At 68.2% G+C, this 16,364-nt stretch carries 17 protein-coding genes; 6 read left to right on the top strand and 11 right to left on the bottom strand.

Annotated features, from left to right (window positions below; all coding sequences use genetic code 11):
• Positions 1-113: 113 nt before the first annotated feature.
• The gene (gene rpsO, locus A5733_RS00095) at positions 114-383 is read right to left on the bottom strand and encodes a 30S ribosomal protein S15 (RefSeq protein ID WP_003880490.1); all 270 of its coding nucleotides are present in this window, start codon (positions 381-383) and stop codon (positions 114-116) included.
• Positions 384-496: 113 nt separating this feature from the next.
• Positions 497-1,492, bottom strand: a complete 996-nt coding sequence (locus A5733_RS00090) for a bifunctional riboflavin kinase/FAD synthetase (protein ID WP_067766696.1) — start codon at positions 1,490-1,492, stop codon at positions 497-499.
• Positions 1,493-1,572: 80 nt separating this feature from the next.
• Between A5733_RS00090 and mntR the strand changes: the two genes are divergently transcribed.
• The 3 genes from mntR to A5733_RS00075 all read left to right on the top strand — a co-directional run bounded on the left by mntR (position 1,573) and on the right by A5733_RS00075 (position 4,760).
• Positions 1,573-2,289 carry a manganese-binding transcriptional regulator MntR gene (gene mntR / locus A5733_RS00085; protein ID WP_067766693.1) on the top strand — a complete coding sequence of 239 codons (717 nt, stop codon included), beginning with the start codon at positions 1,573-1,575 and terminating at the stop codon, positions 2,287-2,289.
• Positions 2,290-2,361: 72 nt separating this feature from the next.
• Positions 2,362-3,531 carry an LLM class flavin-dependent oxidoreductase gene (locus A5733_RS00080; RefSeq protein ID WP_076238607.1) on the top strand — a complete coding sequence of 390 codons (1,170 nt, stop codon included), beginning with the start codon at positions 2,362-2,364 and terminating at the stop codon, positions 3,529-3,531.
• A complete protein-coding gene (locus A5733_RS00075; protein ID WP_076238606.1) occupies positions 3,528-4,760 on the top strand; it encodes an SfnB family sulfur acquisition oxidoreductase in 1,233 nt (410 codons plus the stop codon). Before A5733_RS00080 ends, A5733_RS00075 begins: the two co-directional genes overlap by 4 nt.
• 9 nt (positions 4,761-4,769) lie before the next feature.
• Here the strand turns inward: A5733_RS00075 and truB are convergent, their stop codons facing one another.
• The 3 genes from truB to A5733_RS00060 are packed head-to-tail and all read right to left on the bottom strand — an operon-like array spanning position 4,770 to position 7,293.
• Positions 4,770-5,663: a tRNA pseudouridine(55) synthase TruB gene (truB, locus tag A5733_RS00070; protein ID WP_076238605.1), complete on the bottom strand. Its 894-nt coding sequence runs from the start codon at positions 5,661-5,663 to the stop codon at positions 4,770-4,772.
• Complete coding sequence (locus tag A5733_RS00065) at positions 5,660-6,334, bottom strand: 4'-phosphopantetheinyl transferase (RefSeq protein WP_076238604.1); 675 nt, start codon at positions 6,332-6,334, stop codon at positions 5,660-5,662. The genes truB and A5733_RS00065 overlap by 4 nt, the downstream gene beginning before the upstream one ends.
• On the bottom strand, positions 6,331-7,293 hold the full coding sequence (locus tag A5733_RS00060; protein WP_076238603.1) for a metallophosphoesterase: 963 nt from the start codon (positions 7,291-7,293) through the stop codon (positions 6,331-6,333). The genes A5733_RS00065 and A5733_RS00060 overlap by 4 nt, the downstream gene beginning before the upstream one ends.
• A 158-nt stretch (positions 7,294-7,451) precedes the next feature.
• Here A5733_RS00060 and A5733_RS00055 point away from each other — a divergent pair, with 158 nt between their 5' ends.
• Entirely contained in the window at positions 7,452-8,036 is a 585-nt protein-coding gene (locus A5733_RS00055; protein WP_076238602.1) for a DUF3558 domain-containing protein, read from the top strand.
• 17 nt (positions 8,037-8,053) lie between these two features.
• Positions 8,054-9,700, top strand: a complete 1,647-nt coding sequence (locus A5733_RS00050) for a CocE/NonD family hydrolase (protein WP_076238601.1) — start codon at positions 8,054-8,056, stop codon at positions 9,698-9,700.
• An 81-nt stretch (positions 9,701-9,781) separates the two neighbouring features.
• Here the strand turns inward: A5733_RS00050 and A5733_RS00045 are convergent, their stop codons facing one another.
• Positions 9,782-10,327: a DUF1802 family protein gene (locus A5733_RS00045; protein ID WP_076238600.1), complete on the bottom strand. Its 546-nt coding sequence runs from the start codon at positions 10,325-10,327 to the stop codon at positions 9,782-9,784.
• Complete coding sequence (locus A5733_RS00040; protein ID WP_076238599.1) at positions 10,324-10,590, bottom strand: DUF2277 domain-containing protein; 267 nt, start codon at positions 10,588-10,590, stop codon at positions 10,324-10,326. The genes A5733_RS00045 and A5733_RS00040 overlap by 4 nt, the downstream gene beginning before the upstream one ends.
• Before the next feature lie 45 nt (positions 10,591-10,635).
• On the opposite strand from A5733_RS00040, the gene A5733_RS00035 reads away from it, so the two are divergent.
• Complete coding sequence (locus A5733_RS00035) at positions 10,636-11,391, top strand: enoyl-CoA hydratase (RefSeq protein WP_076238598.1); 756 nt, start codon at positions 10,636-10,638, stop codon at positions 11,389-11,391.
• Between the two features lie 5 nt (positions 11,392-11,396).
• Here the strand turns inward: A5733_RS00035 and A5733_RS00030 are convergent, their stop codons facing one another.
• From A5733_RS00030 to infB, 4 genes are all read right to left on the bottom strand, one after another.
• Positions 11,397-12,731: an MATE family efflux transporter gene (locus A5733_RS00030; protein ID WP_076238597.1), complete on the bottom strand. Its 1,335-nt coding sequence runs from the start codon at positions 12,729-12,731 to the stop codon at positions 11,397-11,399.
• A 17-nt stretch (positions 12,732-12,748) separates the two neighbouring features.
• The gene (locus tag A5733_RS00025) at positions 12,749-13,753 is read right to left on the bottom strand and encodes a bifunctional oligoribonuclease/PAP phosphatase NrnA (protein WP_067775074.1); all 1,005 of its coding nucleotides are present in this window, start codon (positions 13,751-13,753) and stop codon (positions 12,749-12,751) included.
• Positions 13,746-14,249 carry a 30S ribosome-binding factor RbfA gene (rbfA, locus tag A5733_RS00020; RefSeq protein ID WP_076238596.1) on the bottom strand — a complete coding sequence of 168 codons (504 nt, stop codon included), beginning with the start codon at positions 14,247-14,249 and terminating at the stop codon, positions 13,746-13,748. Before rbfA ends, A5733_RS00025 begins: the two co-directional genes overlap by 8 nt.
• Positions 14,250-14,285: 36 nt before the next feature.
• Positions 14,286-16,364 (bottom strand): translation initiation factor IF-2 (gene infB, locus A5733_RS00015; RefSeq protein WP_076238595.1); only part of this gene is annotated, 2,079 nt, incomplete at its 5' end.

Here is a 16,364-nt window from a genome sequence, read left to right as displayed (position 1 = left end):
ATGCGCCCTCCCGCCCCCCGCCCCCCCCCCCGGCCCCGCCCTACACCCGCCCAAAAGGAAGCGCGGCGGCCCCCCCGGGGCCCGCCGCGGAAAGTGGTGACACTGGGGCCGCGTCAGCGACGCAGCCCGAGGCGCTCGATCAGCGAACGGTAACGCGCCACGTCGACCTGGGCGACGTACTTCAGCAGCCGGCGCCGACGGCCGACGAGCAGCAGCAGGCCGCGCCGCGAGTGGTGATCGTGCTTGTGCTGCTTGAGGTGCTCGGTGAGGTCCGAGATCCGCTTGGTCAGCAGGGCGACCTGGGCCTCCGGCGAACCGGTGTCGGTCTCGTGCAGACCGTAGCTGCTCAGGATTTCTTTTTTCTGCTCGGCAGTAAGCGCCACGAATACAACTCCATCATTTCAGTCCCGCGAACATATTCTCGGCGCAGCCACCGCGGACTGCAGCATGCACCGGATCGGCCGAAAGTTTAGCAGTTCGGCGACGGGCCGCGAATTCAGGCTTGGGCCTGGGCAGCCAGTATCGCGCGGGCCCGGTCGGTGTCGGCCTCCATGGCCACCACCAGATCCTTCACCGATTCGAACTTCTCCTGGCCCCGGATGCGGGCCACGAAATCGACGGCGACATGCTGCCCGTAGAGGTCGGCCTCGGTGTCGAGGACGAACGCCTCGACGGTGCGGGTGCGACCGGAGAAGGTCGGATTGGTGCCCACCGAGACCGCCGCCTGATACCGCTCACCGGGCGTCACGGTGCCGACCACCGGGCCGTGGCCCAGCACCGTGAACCACGCGGCGTACACACCGTCGGCCGGGATCGCCGAGTACATCGGCGGTGCCACGTTGGCGGTCGGGAAACCGAGTACCCGGCCCCGGCCGTCGCCGCGCACCACCACACCCTCGACCCGGTGCGGGCGCCCCAGCGCCTCGGCGGCAGCCACCACGTCGCCGGCGTCGACACAGGACCGGATGTATGTCGAGGAGAACGTGACCCGCTCATCGCGGTGCTGCGGGTCGAGATTCTCGGTCACCAGCGACATGCTCTCGACGGCGAACCCGAACCGCTCGCCGGCCGCGCGCAGCATCGCCACGTTGCCGGCCGCCTTCTTGCCGAAGGTGAAGTTCTCCCCCACCACGACCTCCACCACATGCAGGTCTTCGACCAACAACTCGTGGATGTAGCGCTCGGGGGTGAGCTTCATGAAATCGGAGGTGAACGGCATGACGAGGAAGACGTCGACGCCGAGTTCCTCGACCAGCTCGGCCCGCCGCGTCAGCGTGGTCAGCTGCGCCGGATGACTACCCGGAAACACCACCTCCATCGGATGGGGGTCGAAGGTCATGAGAACCACCGGCACTCCGCGTGACCGGCCTGCTTTCACCGCATGGCTGATCAACTCTGCGTGTCCGCGGTGTACCCCGTCGAACACTCCGATGGTGACCACACACCTGCCCCAGTCCGTGGGGATCTCGTCCTGCCCACGCCAGCGCTGCACGCGATCAGCCTACGACCCGTCGGCGACGCGGTCTGCTCTAGATCCCCCGATCAGGTGATGATTGCCTAAACTTTCCTACTGTGAGTCCCGACGGTAACCACCAAGACCTCTCCACGGTTGCCCAGGACTATCTGAAAGTCATCTGGACAGCCCAGGAGTGGTCTCGCGAGAAGGTCAGCACCAAACTGCTGGCCGAGCGCATCGGCGTGTCGGCATCGACGGCGTCGGAATCGATTCGCAAACTCGCCGACCAGGGTCTCGTCGACCACGCGAAGTACGGTGCGGTGACGTTGACCGACGCGGGACGGCGCGCGGCGTTGGCGATGGTCCGTCGGCACCGGCTGATGGAGACGTTCCTGGTGCAGGAACTCGGCTACAGCTGGGACGAGGTGCACGACGAAGCCGAGATACTCGAGCACGCCGTCTCGGACCGGATGCTCGATCGCATCGACGCCAAGCTGGGCCACCCCACCCGTGACCCGCACGGCGATCCGATCCCGGCGGCCGATGGTCAGGTGCCAACCCCGCCCGCCCGCCAACTGTCGGCATGCCAGGACGGCGAGGCCGGCACGGTGGCCCGGATCTCCGATGCCGACCCGGAGATGCTGCGTTACTTCGACAGCGTGGGCATCAGCCTGGATTCCCATGTGCGGGTGGTGGCGCGGCGTGATTTCGCTGGCGTAATCTCGGTGGCCGTCCAGAGCCCGGGTGGATCCGATGCGGCCGCCGACGACGACACCAGCGTCCAGGTCGAGTTGGGCAATCCGGCGGCCGAGGCGATCTGGGTGGTTGCCTGACCTGCTCGGGTCGGGATCACCGCGATTTTTACCCGTGTGCCCTCACCGATCCGGCACCAAGATGTCCTGTTCGTGACTGTCTCTCTGCACTGGTTCCTGCCCACCTACGGCGACAGCCGACTCATCGTCGGTGGTGGCCATGGCACTCCGGCCGGCGCGGCCGGTGGTGACCGTGAGGCCTCGATCGACTACCTGGCCTCGATCGTCCGCTCGGCCGAGCGGTTCGGTTTCACCGGAGCGCTGATCCCGACCGGGGCCTGGTGCGAGGACGCGTTCATCACCGCGGCGCTGCTGGCCCGCGAAACCACGTCGCTGGCCTTCCTGGTGGCCTTCCGGCCCGGCTTGGTGAGCCCGACGCTCTCGGCCCAGATGGCCGCGACGTTCGCCCGGCACGCACCGGGCCGGATCCTGCTCAACGTCGTCGTCGGCGGCGAGGCGCACGAGCAGCGGGCCTTCGGCGACCACTTGGACAAGGACGCGCGCTACGCGCGGTGCGACGAGTTCCTCGACGTCGTCCGGCGGCTGTGGGCCGGAGAGACCGTCACCCACAAGGGTGAGTACATCGACGTCGAAGAGGCCTCGCTGGCGTTGCCTCCGACCCCGGTGCCGCCGCTGTATTTCGGTGGCAGCTCGCAGGCGGCCGGGCCGGTGGCCGCGCGGCATTCCGACGTGTACCTGACGTGGGGCGAACCACCGGCCGCGGTGGCCGAGAAGATCGAGTGGATTCGCGCGCTCGGCGAGGAGCAGGGTCGCAAGCTGCGCTTCGGCATCCGCCTGCACACCATTTCGCGGGATACCGCCGAGGAGGCCTGGGCCCAGGCCGACCGCCTGGTCGCCGCGTTGGACGAGGAGACGGTGGCGGCCGCGCAGGCCGGTTTGGCCCGCAGCCAGTCCGAAGGACAGAAGCGCATGCTGGCCCTGCACGAGGCCAACCGCGCCAACGGCACCTGGAGCGACGCGCGCAGCCTGGAGATCGCCCCGAACCTGTGGTCGGGTGTCGGGCTGGTGCGCGGCGGCGCGGGTACTGCACTAGTCGGCAGCCACACCCAGGTGGCCGACCGGATCGCCGAATACGCCGAGATCGGCATCGACGAGTTCATCTTCTCCGGCTATCCGCACCTGGAGGAGTTGTTCTGGTTCGGCGAGGGCGTGGTGCCGATCCTGCGCGAACGCGGCTTGTTCGGCGGCGGCGCGCAATCGGGTGCGCCCGCCTCCATACCGTTCGTCGGTGCGCCGCGATGACGGATCTGGCCCATTCCGCCGGGCTGGCCTCGGCCGAGATCTTCTCGGCCGAGGCGGCCTTGGCTGCCGCGGCGCGCTTGTCGGTGTTGTTCGCCGAGGGCGCCGGCGCCCGTGACGCGCATCGGATCCTGCCGCACGAACAGGTGCAGGCACTCAAGGAATCAGGGCTGCTGGGTCTCACCGTGCCCGCTGAGCACGGCGGCCCCGACGTACCCATGGTGGTGCTGGCCGAGGTGATTCGGCTGCTGGCGCACGGTGACCCGTCGATCGGCCAGATCCCGCACTCCCATTTCACCTTCCTGGAAGCCCTACGGCTGCAGGGCTCCCCGGCACAACAGGCGTACTTCTACGGCCTGGTCCGCGACGGAGTGTTGTTCGCCAATGCGCAGTCCGAACGGGGACCGCATCCGATCGACGTGGACACCACGACGCTGACGGCAACGAACACCGGCTATCTGCTCGACGGCCGCAAGTACTACGCGACCGGGGCGTTGTTCGCCGACTGGCTGATCGTGCGGGCCTCGCACTCCGACGGTTCCGGGCAGGTGCCGACGGCAGCCACGCCCAAGGCCATCGCGTTCGTCCCGCGCGATGCCTTCGGCGTCGAGATCGTCGACGACTGGGACGGTATGGGGCAGCGGACCACCGCCTCGGGCACCGTCATGCTCGATGCCGTCGAGGTGCCTGCCGCACACGTCCTCGAGTTCAGCCCGATCTTCACCCGCCCGACGGTGTACGGCGCCCGCGCACAGCTGCTGCATGCCGCGCTCGACGTGGGTATCGCCACCGCGGCGCTCGAAGAGGCGGTGCGCCAGGCGGGCAGGGCGCGGCCGCATTTCGAGGCCGCGGTGTCCAGCGCCGTCGAGGATCCGACCCTGGTGCAGGCGGCCGGTGAGCTGACCGTGACCGTGCGGGGCGCGGCGGCTCTGCTCGCCGAGGCGGCCCGGGCCGTCGATGCCGCCCGAGCCGATCTCACCGAGGACAGCGCCGCGGCGGCGTCGATCGCGGTGGCGGTGGCGAAGGTGTCCGCAGCGCGAGCCGCGGTGGACGCCGGCAGCGCACTGTTCGAATTCGGCGGCACCCGTAGCGCTTCGGCGTCGGGCAACCTGTCACGGTATTGGCGAGACGCGCGCACCCACACCCTGCACGACGCCACCCGGTGGAAGATCCGCCACATCGGCAACTACACGCTGTCGGGAACGAAACCGCCTCGTCACGGCCAACTTTGACGCGACGGGCTACAGCGTGGCCGGCCGCAGCACCACCACGTTCTTGGTGCGTGACGAACCGTCCTGCAGCAGCGCGATGACCTTGCCGTCGGGTGCGGTCGCCGCGTAGACGCCGTCGATCCCGGCCGGTTTCAGCGGTCTGCCGTGCCTGGTGTCCTCGGTTTCGTCCGCACTCAGGTCGCGCCGTGGGAATCCGAGCAGGCAGGCCTCGTCGAGGGAGTAGCTCAGCCGCGCTTGCTCGGCGAGGTCGTCGAGCGTGCGGGCCTCGTCGAGTCCGTAGCGGCCGACCTTGGTGCGGCGCAACGCGGTCAGGTGGCCGCCGACACCGAGCGTGCCGCCGACGTCGCGGGCCAGGGCGCGAATGTAGGTGCCCGAAGAACAGTCCACCTCCACGTCCACGTCGACGAACCCGCCTGCCCGCCGGACATCGAGCACATCGAACCGGTCGATGCGCACCGGCCGGGCGGCGAGCTCCACGGTCCGCCCTTCGCGGGCCAGCTTGTAGGCACGCTGACCGTCGACCTTGATCGCACTGACCGCCGAGGGCACCTGCTCGATGTCCCCGCGCAGCGCCGCAACAGCGGCCTCGATCTGCTGATCTGTCACGTGCTCAGGTGATACCGACTGCAGCACTTCACCTTCGGCATCTTCGGTCGTCGTGGTCTGGCCGAGGCGGATCGTCGCCGAATAGGACTTGTCGGTTGCGGTGAGCAGGCCGAGGATCTTGGTGGCGCGTTCGATGCCGACGACGAGGACGCCGGTTGCCATCGGGTCGAGCGTTCCGGCGTGGCCGACCTTGCGGGTTCCGAACAGCCGCCGACAGCGGCCCACCACGTCATGGCTGGTCATGCCCGCCGGCTTGTCGACGATCACCAAACCCGGATCTGGGACCGGCCGGCTCACAGCACGATCGCCGTCAGCGTCACACCGTCACGCACCGACCAGCGACCGTCCAACGCGGTCAACGGCGGGCCGTGCTCGGCGGCGGGGTCGATCAGGATCTGGGACCGGAACGTCCCGGCGGCACCGGTGTCGTCCACCCCGAAGGTGATGTGGGCGTCCTCGAACCCAAGCCAGCGGTGCGTCAGCGGGTACCAGGCCTTGTAGGTGGCCTCCTTGGCGCAGAACAGGATTCGGTCCCAATGCAGACCATCGGGCAGTCCGCTGAGTTCGGAGCGCTCCAACGGCAGTGAGATGGCGCCCAAGACCCCGTCGGGCAGCACGTCGTGCGGTTCGGCATCGATGCCCACCGAACGCACCTGACCGACGCGGGCGACGACCGCACCGCGGAACCCCTGGCAATGGGTCAAGCTGCCGACGATGCCGTCGGGCCAGGTCGGTTCGCCCTTATCCCCCTTGAGGATCGGCACGGGGCCCACCCCCAGTTCGCCCAGCGCCTGGCGTGCGCAGTACCGCACGGTGGTGAACTCGTTGCGGCGCTTGGCCACCGCCCGCGCCACCAAAGCCGCTTCCTCAGGCAACGCGGTCAAACCCGGTGGGTCGTCGTACAACTCGGCAGAGGCCAGCGCGTCGGGCCGCTCGGGCAGAACCTGGCTCAGCAGCGTGCCGCTCATGCGCGCCGGGCCTTGATCCGCTCCTGCATCCGCTGCGCATTTGCCCGCATCTCGGCGGTGATCTCGAAGTGACCGCCGAACTCGTTGAGATAGCCAGGCGCGTAGTTGGGGTCCGGCAGGATCTGCCGCAACCACCGGAAAGGCTTGCGGCGACGCCATTCCCGGGGATAACCGACCGACACCTCTTCGAAACGCACGTCGTCGTACCACGTGGTGCGCGGGATGTGCAGATGGCCGTACACCGAGCAGATCGCGTTGTAGCGTGTGTGCCAGTCCTTGGTGGCGGTCGTGCCGCACCACAGCGAGAACTCGGGATAGAACATCGCGTCGCAGGGTTCGCGGACCAGCGGGAAATGGTTGACCAGGACCGTCGGGGTCATCCAGTCCAGGCCCTCGAGTCGCTTGCGGGTCGCCTCGACCCGGTCGCGGCACCAGGCGTCGCGGGTGGCGTAGGGCTCGCAGGACAGCAGGAACTCGTCGGTGCCCACGACGTTGCGGTCGCGGGCGATCGCCAACCCTTCGGCCTTGGTCGAGGCCCCCTCGGGCAGAAAGGTGTAGTCGTAGAGCAGAAACATCGGCACGATCGTGGCCGGGCCACCCTGCTCGGTCCACACCGGGAACGGGTGCTCCGGGGTGATGACGCCCATCTGATCGCACATGTCGACCAGATAGTCGTAGCGCGATCGGCCGAAGATCTGCATCGGGTCCTTGTTGGTGGTCCACAGCTCGTGGTTGCCCGGTACCCAGATGACTTTCGCGAACCGCTTGCGCAACAGGTCCAGGGCCCAGCGGATCTCGTCGGTGCGCTCGCCGACGTCGCCTGCGACGATCAGCCAGTCATCCGGTGAGGCCGGATACAGCGATTCGGTGACCGGCTTGTTTCCGTTGTGCCCGGTATGCAGATCGCTGATCGCCCACAGGATCGGCTGCCGGTCTCTCGACTCGTGATCAATCACCACAGTTGCACCACCACAACGGACCAGCCTAACCGTGTGCCGGCACTGCGGGCCGTTGACAATTAGAACAGGTTCTCGTTTATGGTCGAGTCCGTCGTGACCGACCGCTACACTCCCCGCAAGCCGGGGAACGTTTTGCCACCAAACTTCGAGGGGATGTGATGGCCGCCAAGTTGCGCCTGCTGTCGGCTTTGACGGCGCTGGTTTCGGCCGCGATCGTGGTGTGGCAGTCGAGCCCGACCGCGGGCTCGGGCAACGGTCCCCTGCATCTCGACGTCACCGACCTGCCGATGACCAATGTGTCCACGACCATCAAATGGCCGGTTGTCGAGACGACGGACCCCTCCCCCTTCGACCCGTGCAACGACATCCCGTTCGATGTGGTGCAGCGGATCGGCCTGGCCTACACACCGCCCGAGCCCGAGGACAGCCTGCGCTGCCACTACGACGCGGGCAACTACCAGATGGCGGTCGAGGCGTTCGTCTGGCGCACGTATGAGCAGACGATCCCACCCGATGCGGTCGAACTCGACATCGACGGGCACCGTGCCGCCCAGTACTGGATCATGAAGCCCACCGATTGGAACGACCGCTGGTGGGTCACCTGCATGGTGGCGTTCAAGACCAGCTACGGCGTCATCCAGCAGTCTCTGTTCTATTCGCCGGTGCACTCCCCGGACCGTCCGGACTGCCTGCAGGTCAACCTCCAGCGGGCCCACGAATTGGCGCCGTACTACAAATTCTGAATCCGTAGCCTGGTCGCGTGAGCACATTGCACCGGTACGCCGGTAAGGTCGCCAGCCGGGTCTTCGGCCTGCCGCCGCACGAGACCGATTACACCGTGCACCACGGACTGCGGGTGCCGATGCGCGACGGCGTCGAGCTCGTCGCCGACCACTACGCGCCTCTCACCGATCGACCCGCGGGCACCCTGCTGGTTCGTGGGCCGTACGGTCGCCGGTTCCCCTTCTCGCCGTTGTTCGCTCAGGTGTACGCCGCGCGCGGATATCACGTCGTGCTGCAGAGCGTGCGCGGCACGTTCGGCTCGGGCGGAAAATTCACCCCGATGGTCCACGAGATGACCGACGGCGCCGACACCGTGGCCTGGCTGCGCGATCAGCCGTGGTTCACCGGGACGTTCGCGACGGTGGGCCTGTCCTATCTCGGCTTCACCCAGTGGGCGCTGTTGGCCGACCCGCCGCCGGAGATGAAGGCCGCCGTCATCACCGTCGGCCCACACGACTTCAGCGCATCGGCCTGGGGCTCCGGCTCGTTCACCCTCAACGACTTCCTGGGCTGGAGCGCGATGGTGGCCCGCCAAGAGGATCCCGGCCTGGTGCAGGCCCTGGCTCGGCAATTGCGCGGCCCCGCCGAACTGGCCAAGGCCACTGCGGGTCTGCCGATGGGCGAGGCCGGGCGACGGATGTTGGGCAACGGCGCGCCGTGGTACGAGTCCTGGCTCGAACACCCCGACCGCGACGACCCATTCTGGGAGCAGCTGCGTTTCGACGAGGCCCTGCAGCACGTCGAAGTGCCCATCCTCCTGCTCAGCGGATGGCAGGACCTGTTCCTCGACCAGACCTTGCATCAGTACGAGCAGCTACACCGACGCGGCGTGCCGGTCGCCCTCACGGTCGGCCCGTGGACCCACACGCAGCTACTGACCAAAGGTCTCACCACGGTGGTCGGGGAATCCCTGGATTGGCTCGGCACCCATCTGGCCGGCACCGGTGAGACCGACCGCAGCCCGGTGCGCATTCATGTCAACGGGCACGGCTGGGTCGAGTTGGACGACTGGCCGCCGGTCATGCCCGAGCAGGAACTGTTCCTGCAGCCGTCGGGACGGCTGGGTGAGACGCCGCCGACCGACAAAGCACCCTCATCGACATTCACCTACCACCCCGCCGACCCCACCCCCACCATCGGCGGCCGGCTGCTGGCGGCCAGCGGTGGATACCGTGACGACACCCGGCTGGCCCGGCGCCGCGATGTGTTGACGTTCACCGGCGACCCGTTGCCGGCCGATCTATATCTGGTCGGCACTCCGGTCGTCGAGCTGGCACACAGTTGCGACAACCCGCACCATGACGTGTTCGTCCGCATCAGCGAAGTGGACGCAAAAGGCCGTTCCCGCAACGTATCCGACGGCTTCCGCCGCCTGAACGGTCACACCGGGCCGGTGCGTCTGGAGCTCGACGCCGTTGCCCACCGGTTCAAGGCCGGCTCACGGATCCGGGTACTGATCGCCGGTGGCTCACACCCTCGCTTCGCCCGCAACCTCGGTACCGCCGAACCCCCGGTCTCCGGTTCTCGCCTGGTGCGCGCGACGCATACCGTGCATCACGGCTCCGGCGGGGTGTCCCGGGTCGTCCTGCCCGCGGGTCCGGTGCCGCCGTCGTCATCGGCATAGACAGTTCTGACGACGGCGAACAATGTGGCGGATTGCGGTCACGGAGCGACTGCAATCCGCCACTTAAAGACCGGACAGGGATCAGCCCACTGACCGACGCACCTGCTCGGCAACGTTCTGCAGGGCGGCGGCGTCGTGCACCGGCCGGCCCCAGTTCGGCTCCACCGGCAGGTCAACCCAACTCTTACAGCCGCCGTATTCGGGAATCCGGGTCAGGCGCACGGGTTCGATCAGCGGGCTCACCTGGACCACGAGCACGGTCAGTCGGTGTTTGGGCCGGAAATCGAGGCGGTCTGCCTGCACCGATTCGGCGGTCCAGATGTGCAGATCGGCGAGGTCGTCGATCGCCTCGGGTCGGCTCACCTCCACGGCGGCAACGACTTTCGCCGCGGCCCGGATCGTCACCGCGTCCTCGGTGCTGTCATGCGCGGCCGCATCGAGCAGATCTGCATGTTGCGGGCGCACCCGTTCGGCATGGCTGTGCGCAACCGTCGGGAACAACACGAACTCCGGCGCGGCCACCGAGAATCGCTTCTCGTGAATACCGCCCTTGCGCAGCAGCACCGTCTGACGGCCGTGCAGCAGCGCGTGCACAGCCGCACTCCACTCCTTGAGCGCGTGGGTCACTGGGCGGCCAGCCGGGCCCGGACCTCCGGACGGCGCAGCGGCGGAACGGTCTTGGGAGGCTGACGCCGCGGCGCCAACCCGTCGAGCAGCCGCGTCGTCGTCGCCGTCACCTCGGCGACCGCGGCCTCGAACGCCTCGACATTGGCTCCGGTCGCACGGGTGATGCCGCTGACCTTGCGCACGTACTGGCGGGCGGCGGCCTCGATCTCTTCGTCAGTAGCCGCGGGCTCCAGCCCGCGCAACTCGGTGATATTGCGGCACATGAGACCCACGATAAGCCCGACGAGCCCGACGGTTACCGTGAGCGCATGAGCGATCCATTACTCCTCGTGGACACCACCGACCGGGTTCGCACCCTGACGCTGAACCGGCCTCAGTCGCGCAATGCCCTCTCAACCCAGCTGCGCACCGAGTTCTACGGTGCGCTGCGCGCCGCGCAGGCCGACGACGATGTGGACGTGGTCATCCTCACCGGAGCCGATCCGGTGTTCTGCGCGGGCCTGGACCTCAAGGAACTCGGCGACACCACCGAACTGCCCGACATCTCCCCCAAGTGGCCGGCCATGACCAAGCCGGTGATCGGCGCGATCAACGGCGCTGCGGTCACCGGGGGCCTGGAATTGGCGCTGTACTGCGACATCCTGATCGCTTCAGAGCAGGCCAAGTTCGCCGATACCCACGCCCGGGTCGGGCTGCTGCCCACCTGGGGTCTGAGTGTGCGGCTACCGCAGAAGGTGGGGGTGGGCCTGGCCCGGCGGATGAGCCTGACCGGTGACTACCTCTCGGCCGCCGAGGCGCTGCGGGCCGGGTTGGTCACCGAGGTCGTCGCGCACGAGGAGCTGTTACCCACCGCGCGTCGGGTGGCCGCCTCCATCGTCGCCAACAATCAGGCCGCGGTGCGTGCGCTGCTGGCCTCGTATCACCGCATCGACGAGTCCCAGACCAACGAGGGACTGTGGATCGAGGCGGCCTCGGCCCGCGAGTGGATGGCCACGGCGACCGGTGACGAAATCGCGGCCAATCGCAGCGCGGTGATGGAGCGGGGTCGCTCACAGGTGCGCTGAGAGGGTCACCCCGTCCCGGCCACCAACCAGCGACCGGAGAATGCCCGCCAGCCGACGAAGATCAACCGCAGCACCATGAACGTGCTCAGCCCTGACCAGATGCCGAACAGGCCCCAGCCGTAGATCAGCGACAACCAGATCAGCGGCAGGAAGCCGACCAGCGCACTGGTCAGGGTGGCGTTGCGCATGAATTTGGCGTCCCCGGCTCCCAGCAGCACCCCGTCGAGGGCGAAAACGATTCCCGCGACGGGTAATTGGGCGACCAGGAACCACCACGGCACATCGATGGCCGCCAGCACCGACTTGTCGTCGGTGAACACCGGCGGTAACACCGACGAGCCGACCGCGAACACCAGCGCCAGGACCACGCCGGCCAGCGTGGAAAACAACGTCACCCGCCAAGCCACGCTCTTGGCATGGGCCAGTTGCCCCGCGCCCAGCGCCGCCCCCACGAGCGACTGCGCAGCAATCGCCAGGGAATCCAGCACCAGCGCAAGGAAACTCCACACCTGCAGAACAACTTGATGGGCGGCCACCGCGGCCGCACCGAACCGGGCCGCCACCGCGCCGGCAGACAGGAAACAGGCCTGGAAGGCCATCGACCGCAGCAACAGATCCCGGCCCATCGTGAGCTGGGCGCGCAACACCGCGGGCTGCACCCGCAGCCCGACCTTCTCGATCAACAACGCGCGCACGAACAGCAGCGCCGCGACCCATTGCCCGATCAGGTTGGCGACGGCAGAGCCGGCCAGCTCCAGCCGCGGCAAGCCCAACCAGCCGTAGACCAGCAGCGGGCACAGCACGGCCGACACGGCGAACCCGAACACCACATACCGCAGCGGCCGGACCGTGTCCTGTACCCCGCGCATCCACCCGTTGCCGGCCAGTGACACCAGGATCGCCGGGGCGGCCAGGATCGCGATCCGCAGCCACGGCAGTGCCGCGTCGGCGATGTCGGCGTGCCCGGCGATCACCGACAACAACGGCTCGGCCACGGCCTGCACCACCGCGATGATCAGTAATCCCAGCCCGAGGGCCAGCCAGGTCGCCTGCACGCCTTCGCCGACCGCCGAGGCCCGGTCACCCGCGCCGAACAGACGGGCCGATCGTGCCGTCGTGCCATAGGACAAGAAGGTTCCCTGTGAGTTGACCAGACCCAGGATCAGGCCGCCGATGGCCAGGCCGGCCAGGCTGAGCGCGCCGAGGCGCCCGACGATCGCGATGTCGAACAGTAGATAAATGGGTTCGGCCGCCAGTACCCCGAGCGCCGGGAAGGCCAGGCCGGCGATGCGACGGGTGGTGGCCGGTGCGACCGGAACGTCGCCTTCGGGCTCAACCATGCGACCCGCCGGCGGAGTCAGGCAAGCGCTTGAGTAAGCGCGTGCACCACGTCGTCCGTCGGGCCGGCGGCGGAGTATCCGGCCGCGTGCGGGTGCCCGCCACCGCCGAACGAACTGGCGACCGTGGCCAGGTTGAGCGACTTCGCCCGCATCGAAACCGACCAGTGCTGGGGCTCGATCTCCTTGAACACCGCGGCCACCTCGGCCTGCTGTGTCGTCCGCACGATGTCGACGATGCTCTCCACTTCCTCCGGCCGGGCCGTGGACCATTCGGCATGCGGCACCACCGCGTACACCAGCCCTCGCCCACCCACGGCCTCCGGGACGAGCCGGGCCGAGGCCAGTACCCGCGACAACATCGGCAACCAGGCGAACGGATGAGTGTCGAGTAGCGCTCGGCTGATCGCGGCGTTGTCCACCCCGAGCTCGACCAGCCGGGCCGCCAGGCGATGCGCCCGGGCCGTGGCCCAGCGGAACGATCCCGTGTCGGTGGTCAGGCCGGCGTACAAGCAGTGCGCCACACGTTTGTCGATGGGCTTGTCCCAGGCATCGAGCAGTTCGGCCACCAGCATCGTGGTGGAATCCGCCGTCGGGTCGACGTAATTCGCGGTACCGAACAACTGATTCGATGCATGGTGGTCGATGACGAGCACCTCGCGGCCTTCCGCGGCCAGCCCGGCCAACGCACCGAGTCGGTTGACGCTCGGAATGTCCACGGTGACAACCAGATCCGCGTCGTCACGCATGGTTTCCGGCGCGACCAGCAGATGCCCGCCCGGCAGCGTCTGCAGCGATTCGGGCAGCTCGGCCGGCGCGGCGAAGGCCACCTGGACCTGTTTCCCTGCGTCGTCGAGCACCTGCGCCAGCGCCAGTCCGGCGCCTATCGTGTCGGCGTCCGGATAGACGTGGCACACGACGCTGATGCTCTTGGCGGCCGACAGGAGATCGGCGGCCGCACGTGCATCGACGCGCAGACCGGAGGGGCTCCCGTGGGGAGCCCTCGAATGAGCCGTATCAGTCATCCGTTCGATCGCGGTCACCGGCATCCTCTGTGTCTGCCCCGTCGGCAAGCCCATCAGTGTCCTCCGCCCCGCTCACACGGTACGGGTCGGCCTCACCGGCGTGCTTGGCACCCTGCCGAACTCGTGCCAGATCCTCATCTGCGGCCCGGGCCCGGGCCAGCAGCTCCTCCATCCGATGTGCCGCGTCGGGCACGGTGTCGCGGACGAACGCGAGGGTCGGGGTGAATCGCACCCCGGTCCCCGCGCCCACCTTGGACCGCAATACGCCCTTGGCCTTCTCCAGGGCCGCCGCCGCACCGGCATAGTCCGGCTCGTCTTCGAGTGACGAGCCCATCACCGTGTAATACAGCGTGGCGTCGTGTAGATCGCCCGACACCTTCGCATCGGTGATGGTGACCCCCGCCAGGCGGGGATCCTTGATCTCGTACTCGATCGCCGAGGCGACGATGGTGGAGATCCGTTTGGCGAGCCGCTTGGCCCGTGCCGGATCAGCCATGGCAGGCACCATTGTTCTTCGCGCAAGCGCTCATCACTAAGTACGTGCCTTCTCGACGAGTTCGTACGTCTCGATGACGTCGCCTTCCTTGATGTCGGAGTAGGTCAGCGTCAGACCGCACTCGTAGCCCTCGCGCACCTCGGTGGCGTCGTCCTTCTCACGCTTGAGCGAGGACACCGTGAGGTTCTGCGCGACCACCGTGTTGTCACGCAGCAGCCGGGCCTTTGCGTTGCGGCGCATGATGCCGGAGGTGACCAGGCAGCCGGCGATGTTGCCGACCTTGGACGACCGGAAGATCGCCCGGATCTCGGCGCGGCCGAGCTCCTTCTCCTCGTACACCGGCTTGAGCATGCCCTTGAGCGCAGCCTCGATCTCGTCGATGGCCTGGTAGATCACCGAGTAGTACCGGATCTCCACACCCTCGCGGTTGGCCAGCTCGGTCGCCTTGCCCTCGGCACGGACGTTGAACCCGATGATGATCGCGTCCGAGGCCGAGGCCAGGTTGACGTTGGTCTCGGTGACGCCACCGACACCGCGGTCGATGACCCGCAGCTCCACTTCGTCGTCGATCTGGATGCCCATCAAGGCTTCCTCGAGGGCTTCGACCGTACCGGCGTTGTCGCCCTTGAGGATCAGGTTCAGCTGGCTGGTTTCCTTCAGTGCCGAATCCAGGTCTTCCAGGCTGATCCGCTTGCGGCTACGCGCGGCCAGGGCGTTGCGCTTGCGCGCGCTGCGCCGGTCGGCGATCTGACGGGCGATCCGGTCTTCGTCGACAACCAGGAAGTTGTCACCGGCACCCGGCACCGACGTGAAGCCGATGACCTGGACCGGACGCGAGGGCAGCGCCTCTTCGACGTCGTCGCCGTGCTCGTCGACCATGCGGCGGACGCGGCCATAGGCATCGCCGGCCACCACCGAGTCGCCGACCCGCAGGGTGCCACGCTGGATGAGCACCGTGGCCACCGGGCCGCGACCGCGGTCCAGGTGCGCCTCGATGGCCACACCCTGGGCCTCCATGTCGGGGTTGGCCCGCAGGTCCAGGGCCGCGTCGGCGGTCAGCACGACCGCTTCCAGCAGCGCCTCGATGTTGGTGCCCTGCTTGGCCGAGATGTCGACGAACATGGTGTCGCCGCCGTAGTCCTCGGCCACCAGGTTGTATTCGGTCAGCTGCGCCCGGATCTTGGCCGGGTCGGCGCCTTCCTTGTCGATCTTGTTGACCGCCACCACGATCGGCACGTCTGCGGCCTGCGCGTGGTTGATCGCTTCCACCGTCTGCGGCATGACGCCGTCGTCGGCGGCGACCACCAGGATCGCGATGTCGGTGGCCTTCGCACCACGGGCACGCATGGCGGTGAACGCCTCGTGACCCGGGGTGTCGATGAAGGTGATCGGGCGGACGGTGCCGTCCAGCTCGACCTCGACCTGGTAAGCACCGATGTGCTGGGTGATACCGCCGGCCTCGCCCTCGCGAACGGTGGCGTTGCGGATGGTGTCCAGCAGGCGGGTCTTGCCGTGGTCGACGTGACCCATGACGGTGACCACCGGCGGACGCTGTTCGAGGTCCTCTTCGCCGCCCTCGTCCTCGCCGTACGTGAGGTCGAAGGACTCCAGCAGCTCACGGTCCTCGTCCTCGGGCGAGACGACCTGAACCTTGTAGTTCATCTCGCTGCCGAGCAGCTCCAGCGTGTCGTCACCGACAGACTGGGTGGCGGTGACCATCTCACCGAGGTTGAACAGCGCCTGCACCAGCGAGGCCGGGTTGGCATTGATCTTGTCGGCGAAGTCGCTCAGCGAGGCACCACGGGCCAGCCGGATGGTCTCGCCATTGCCGTGCGGCAACCGCACGCCACCGACGACCGGGGCCTGCATGTTCTCGTATTCGGCGCGTTTCGCCCGCTTCGACTTGCGACCGCGCTTGGGGGCACCGCCGGGACGACCGAACGCACCGGCCGCGCCACCGCGCTGACCCGGACGACCACCGCCGCCACCGGGACGACCACGGAAACCTCCGGCGGCCGCGCCACCGGCGCCACCACCGCCACCGGCACCGCCGCCGCGGTAGTTACCGCCGCCGCCACCACCGGGACGACCACCGCCGCCGGCACCGCCGGGACC

The sequence above is a fragment of the Mycobacterium sp. NS-7484 genome (assembly GCF_001953975.1).
GTDB lineage: Bacteria > Actinomycetota > Actinomycetes > Mycobacteriales > Mycobacteriaceae > Mycobacterium.
The sequence above is the reverse complement of the archived record's forward strand: the minus strand, read 5'-3'. Positions and strand labels throughout refer to the sequence as shown.

What these genes read in the sequence shown, in the direction of transcription:
- A5733_RS00075 (WP_076238606.1), top strand. Translation starts at nt 3,528, where the DNA reads ATGACGGATCTGGCCCATTCCGCCGGGCTGGCCTCGGCCGAGATCTTC.
- A5733_RS00065 (WP_076238604.1), bottom strand. Translation starts at nt 6,334, where the DNA reads ATGAGCGGCACGCTGCTGAGCCAGGTTCTGCCCGAGCGGCCCGACGCG.
- A5733_RS00055 (WP_076238602.1), top strand. Translation starts at nt 7,452, where the DNA reads ATGGCCGCCAAGTTGCGCCTGCTGTCGGCTTTGACGGCGCTGGTTTCG.
- A5733_RS00040 (WP_076238599.1), bottom strand. Translation starts at nt 10,590, where the DNA reads ATGTGCCGCAATATCACCGAGTTGCGCGGGCTGGAGCCCGCGGCTACT.
- A5733_RS00035 (WP_076238598.1), top strand. Translation starts at nt 10,636, where the DNA reads ATGAGCGATCCATTACTCCTCGTGGACACCACCGACCGGGTTCGCACC.
- A5733_RS00030 (WP_076238597.1), bottom strand. Translation starts at nt 12,731, where the DNA reads ATGGTTGAGCCCGAAGGCGACGTTCCGGTCGCACCGGCCACCACCCGT.
- A5733_RS00025 (WP_067775074.1), bottom strand. Translation starts at nt 13,753, where the DNA reads ATGACTGATACGGCTCATTCGAGGGCTCCCCACGGGAGCCCCTCCGGT.
- rbfA (WP_076238596.1), bottom strand. Translation starts at nt 14,249, where the DNA reads ATGGCTGATCCGGCACGGGCCAAGCGGCTCGCCAAACGGATCTCCACC.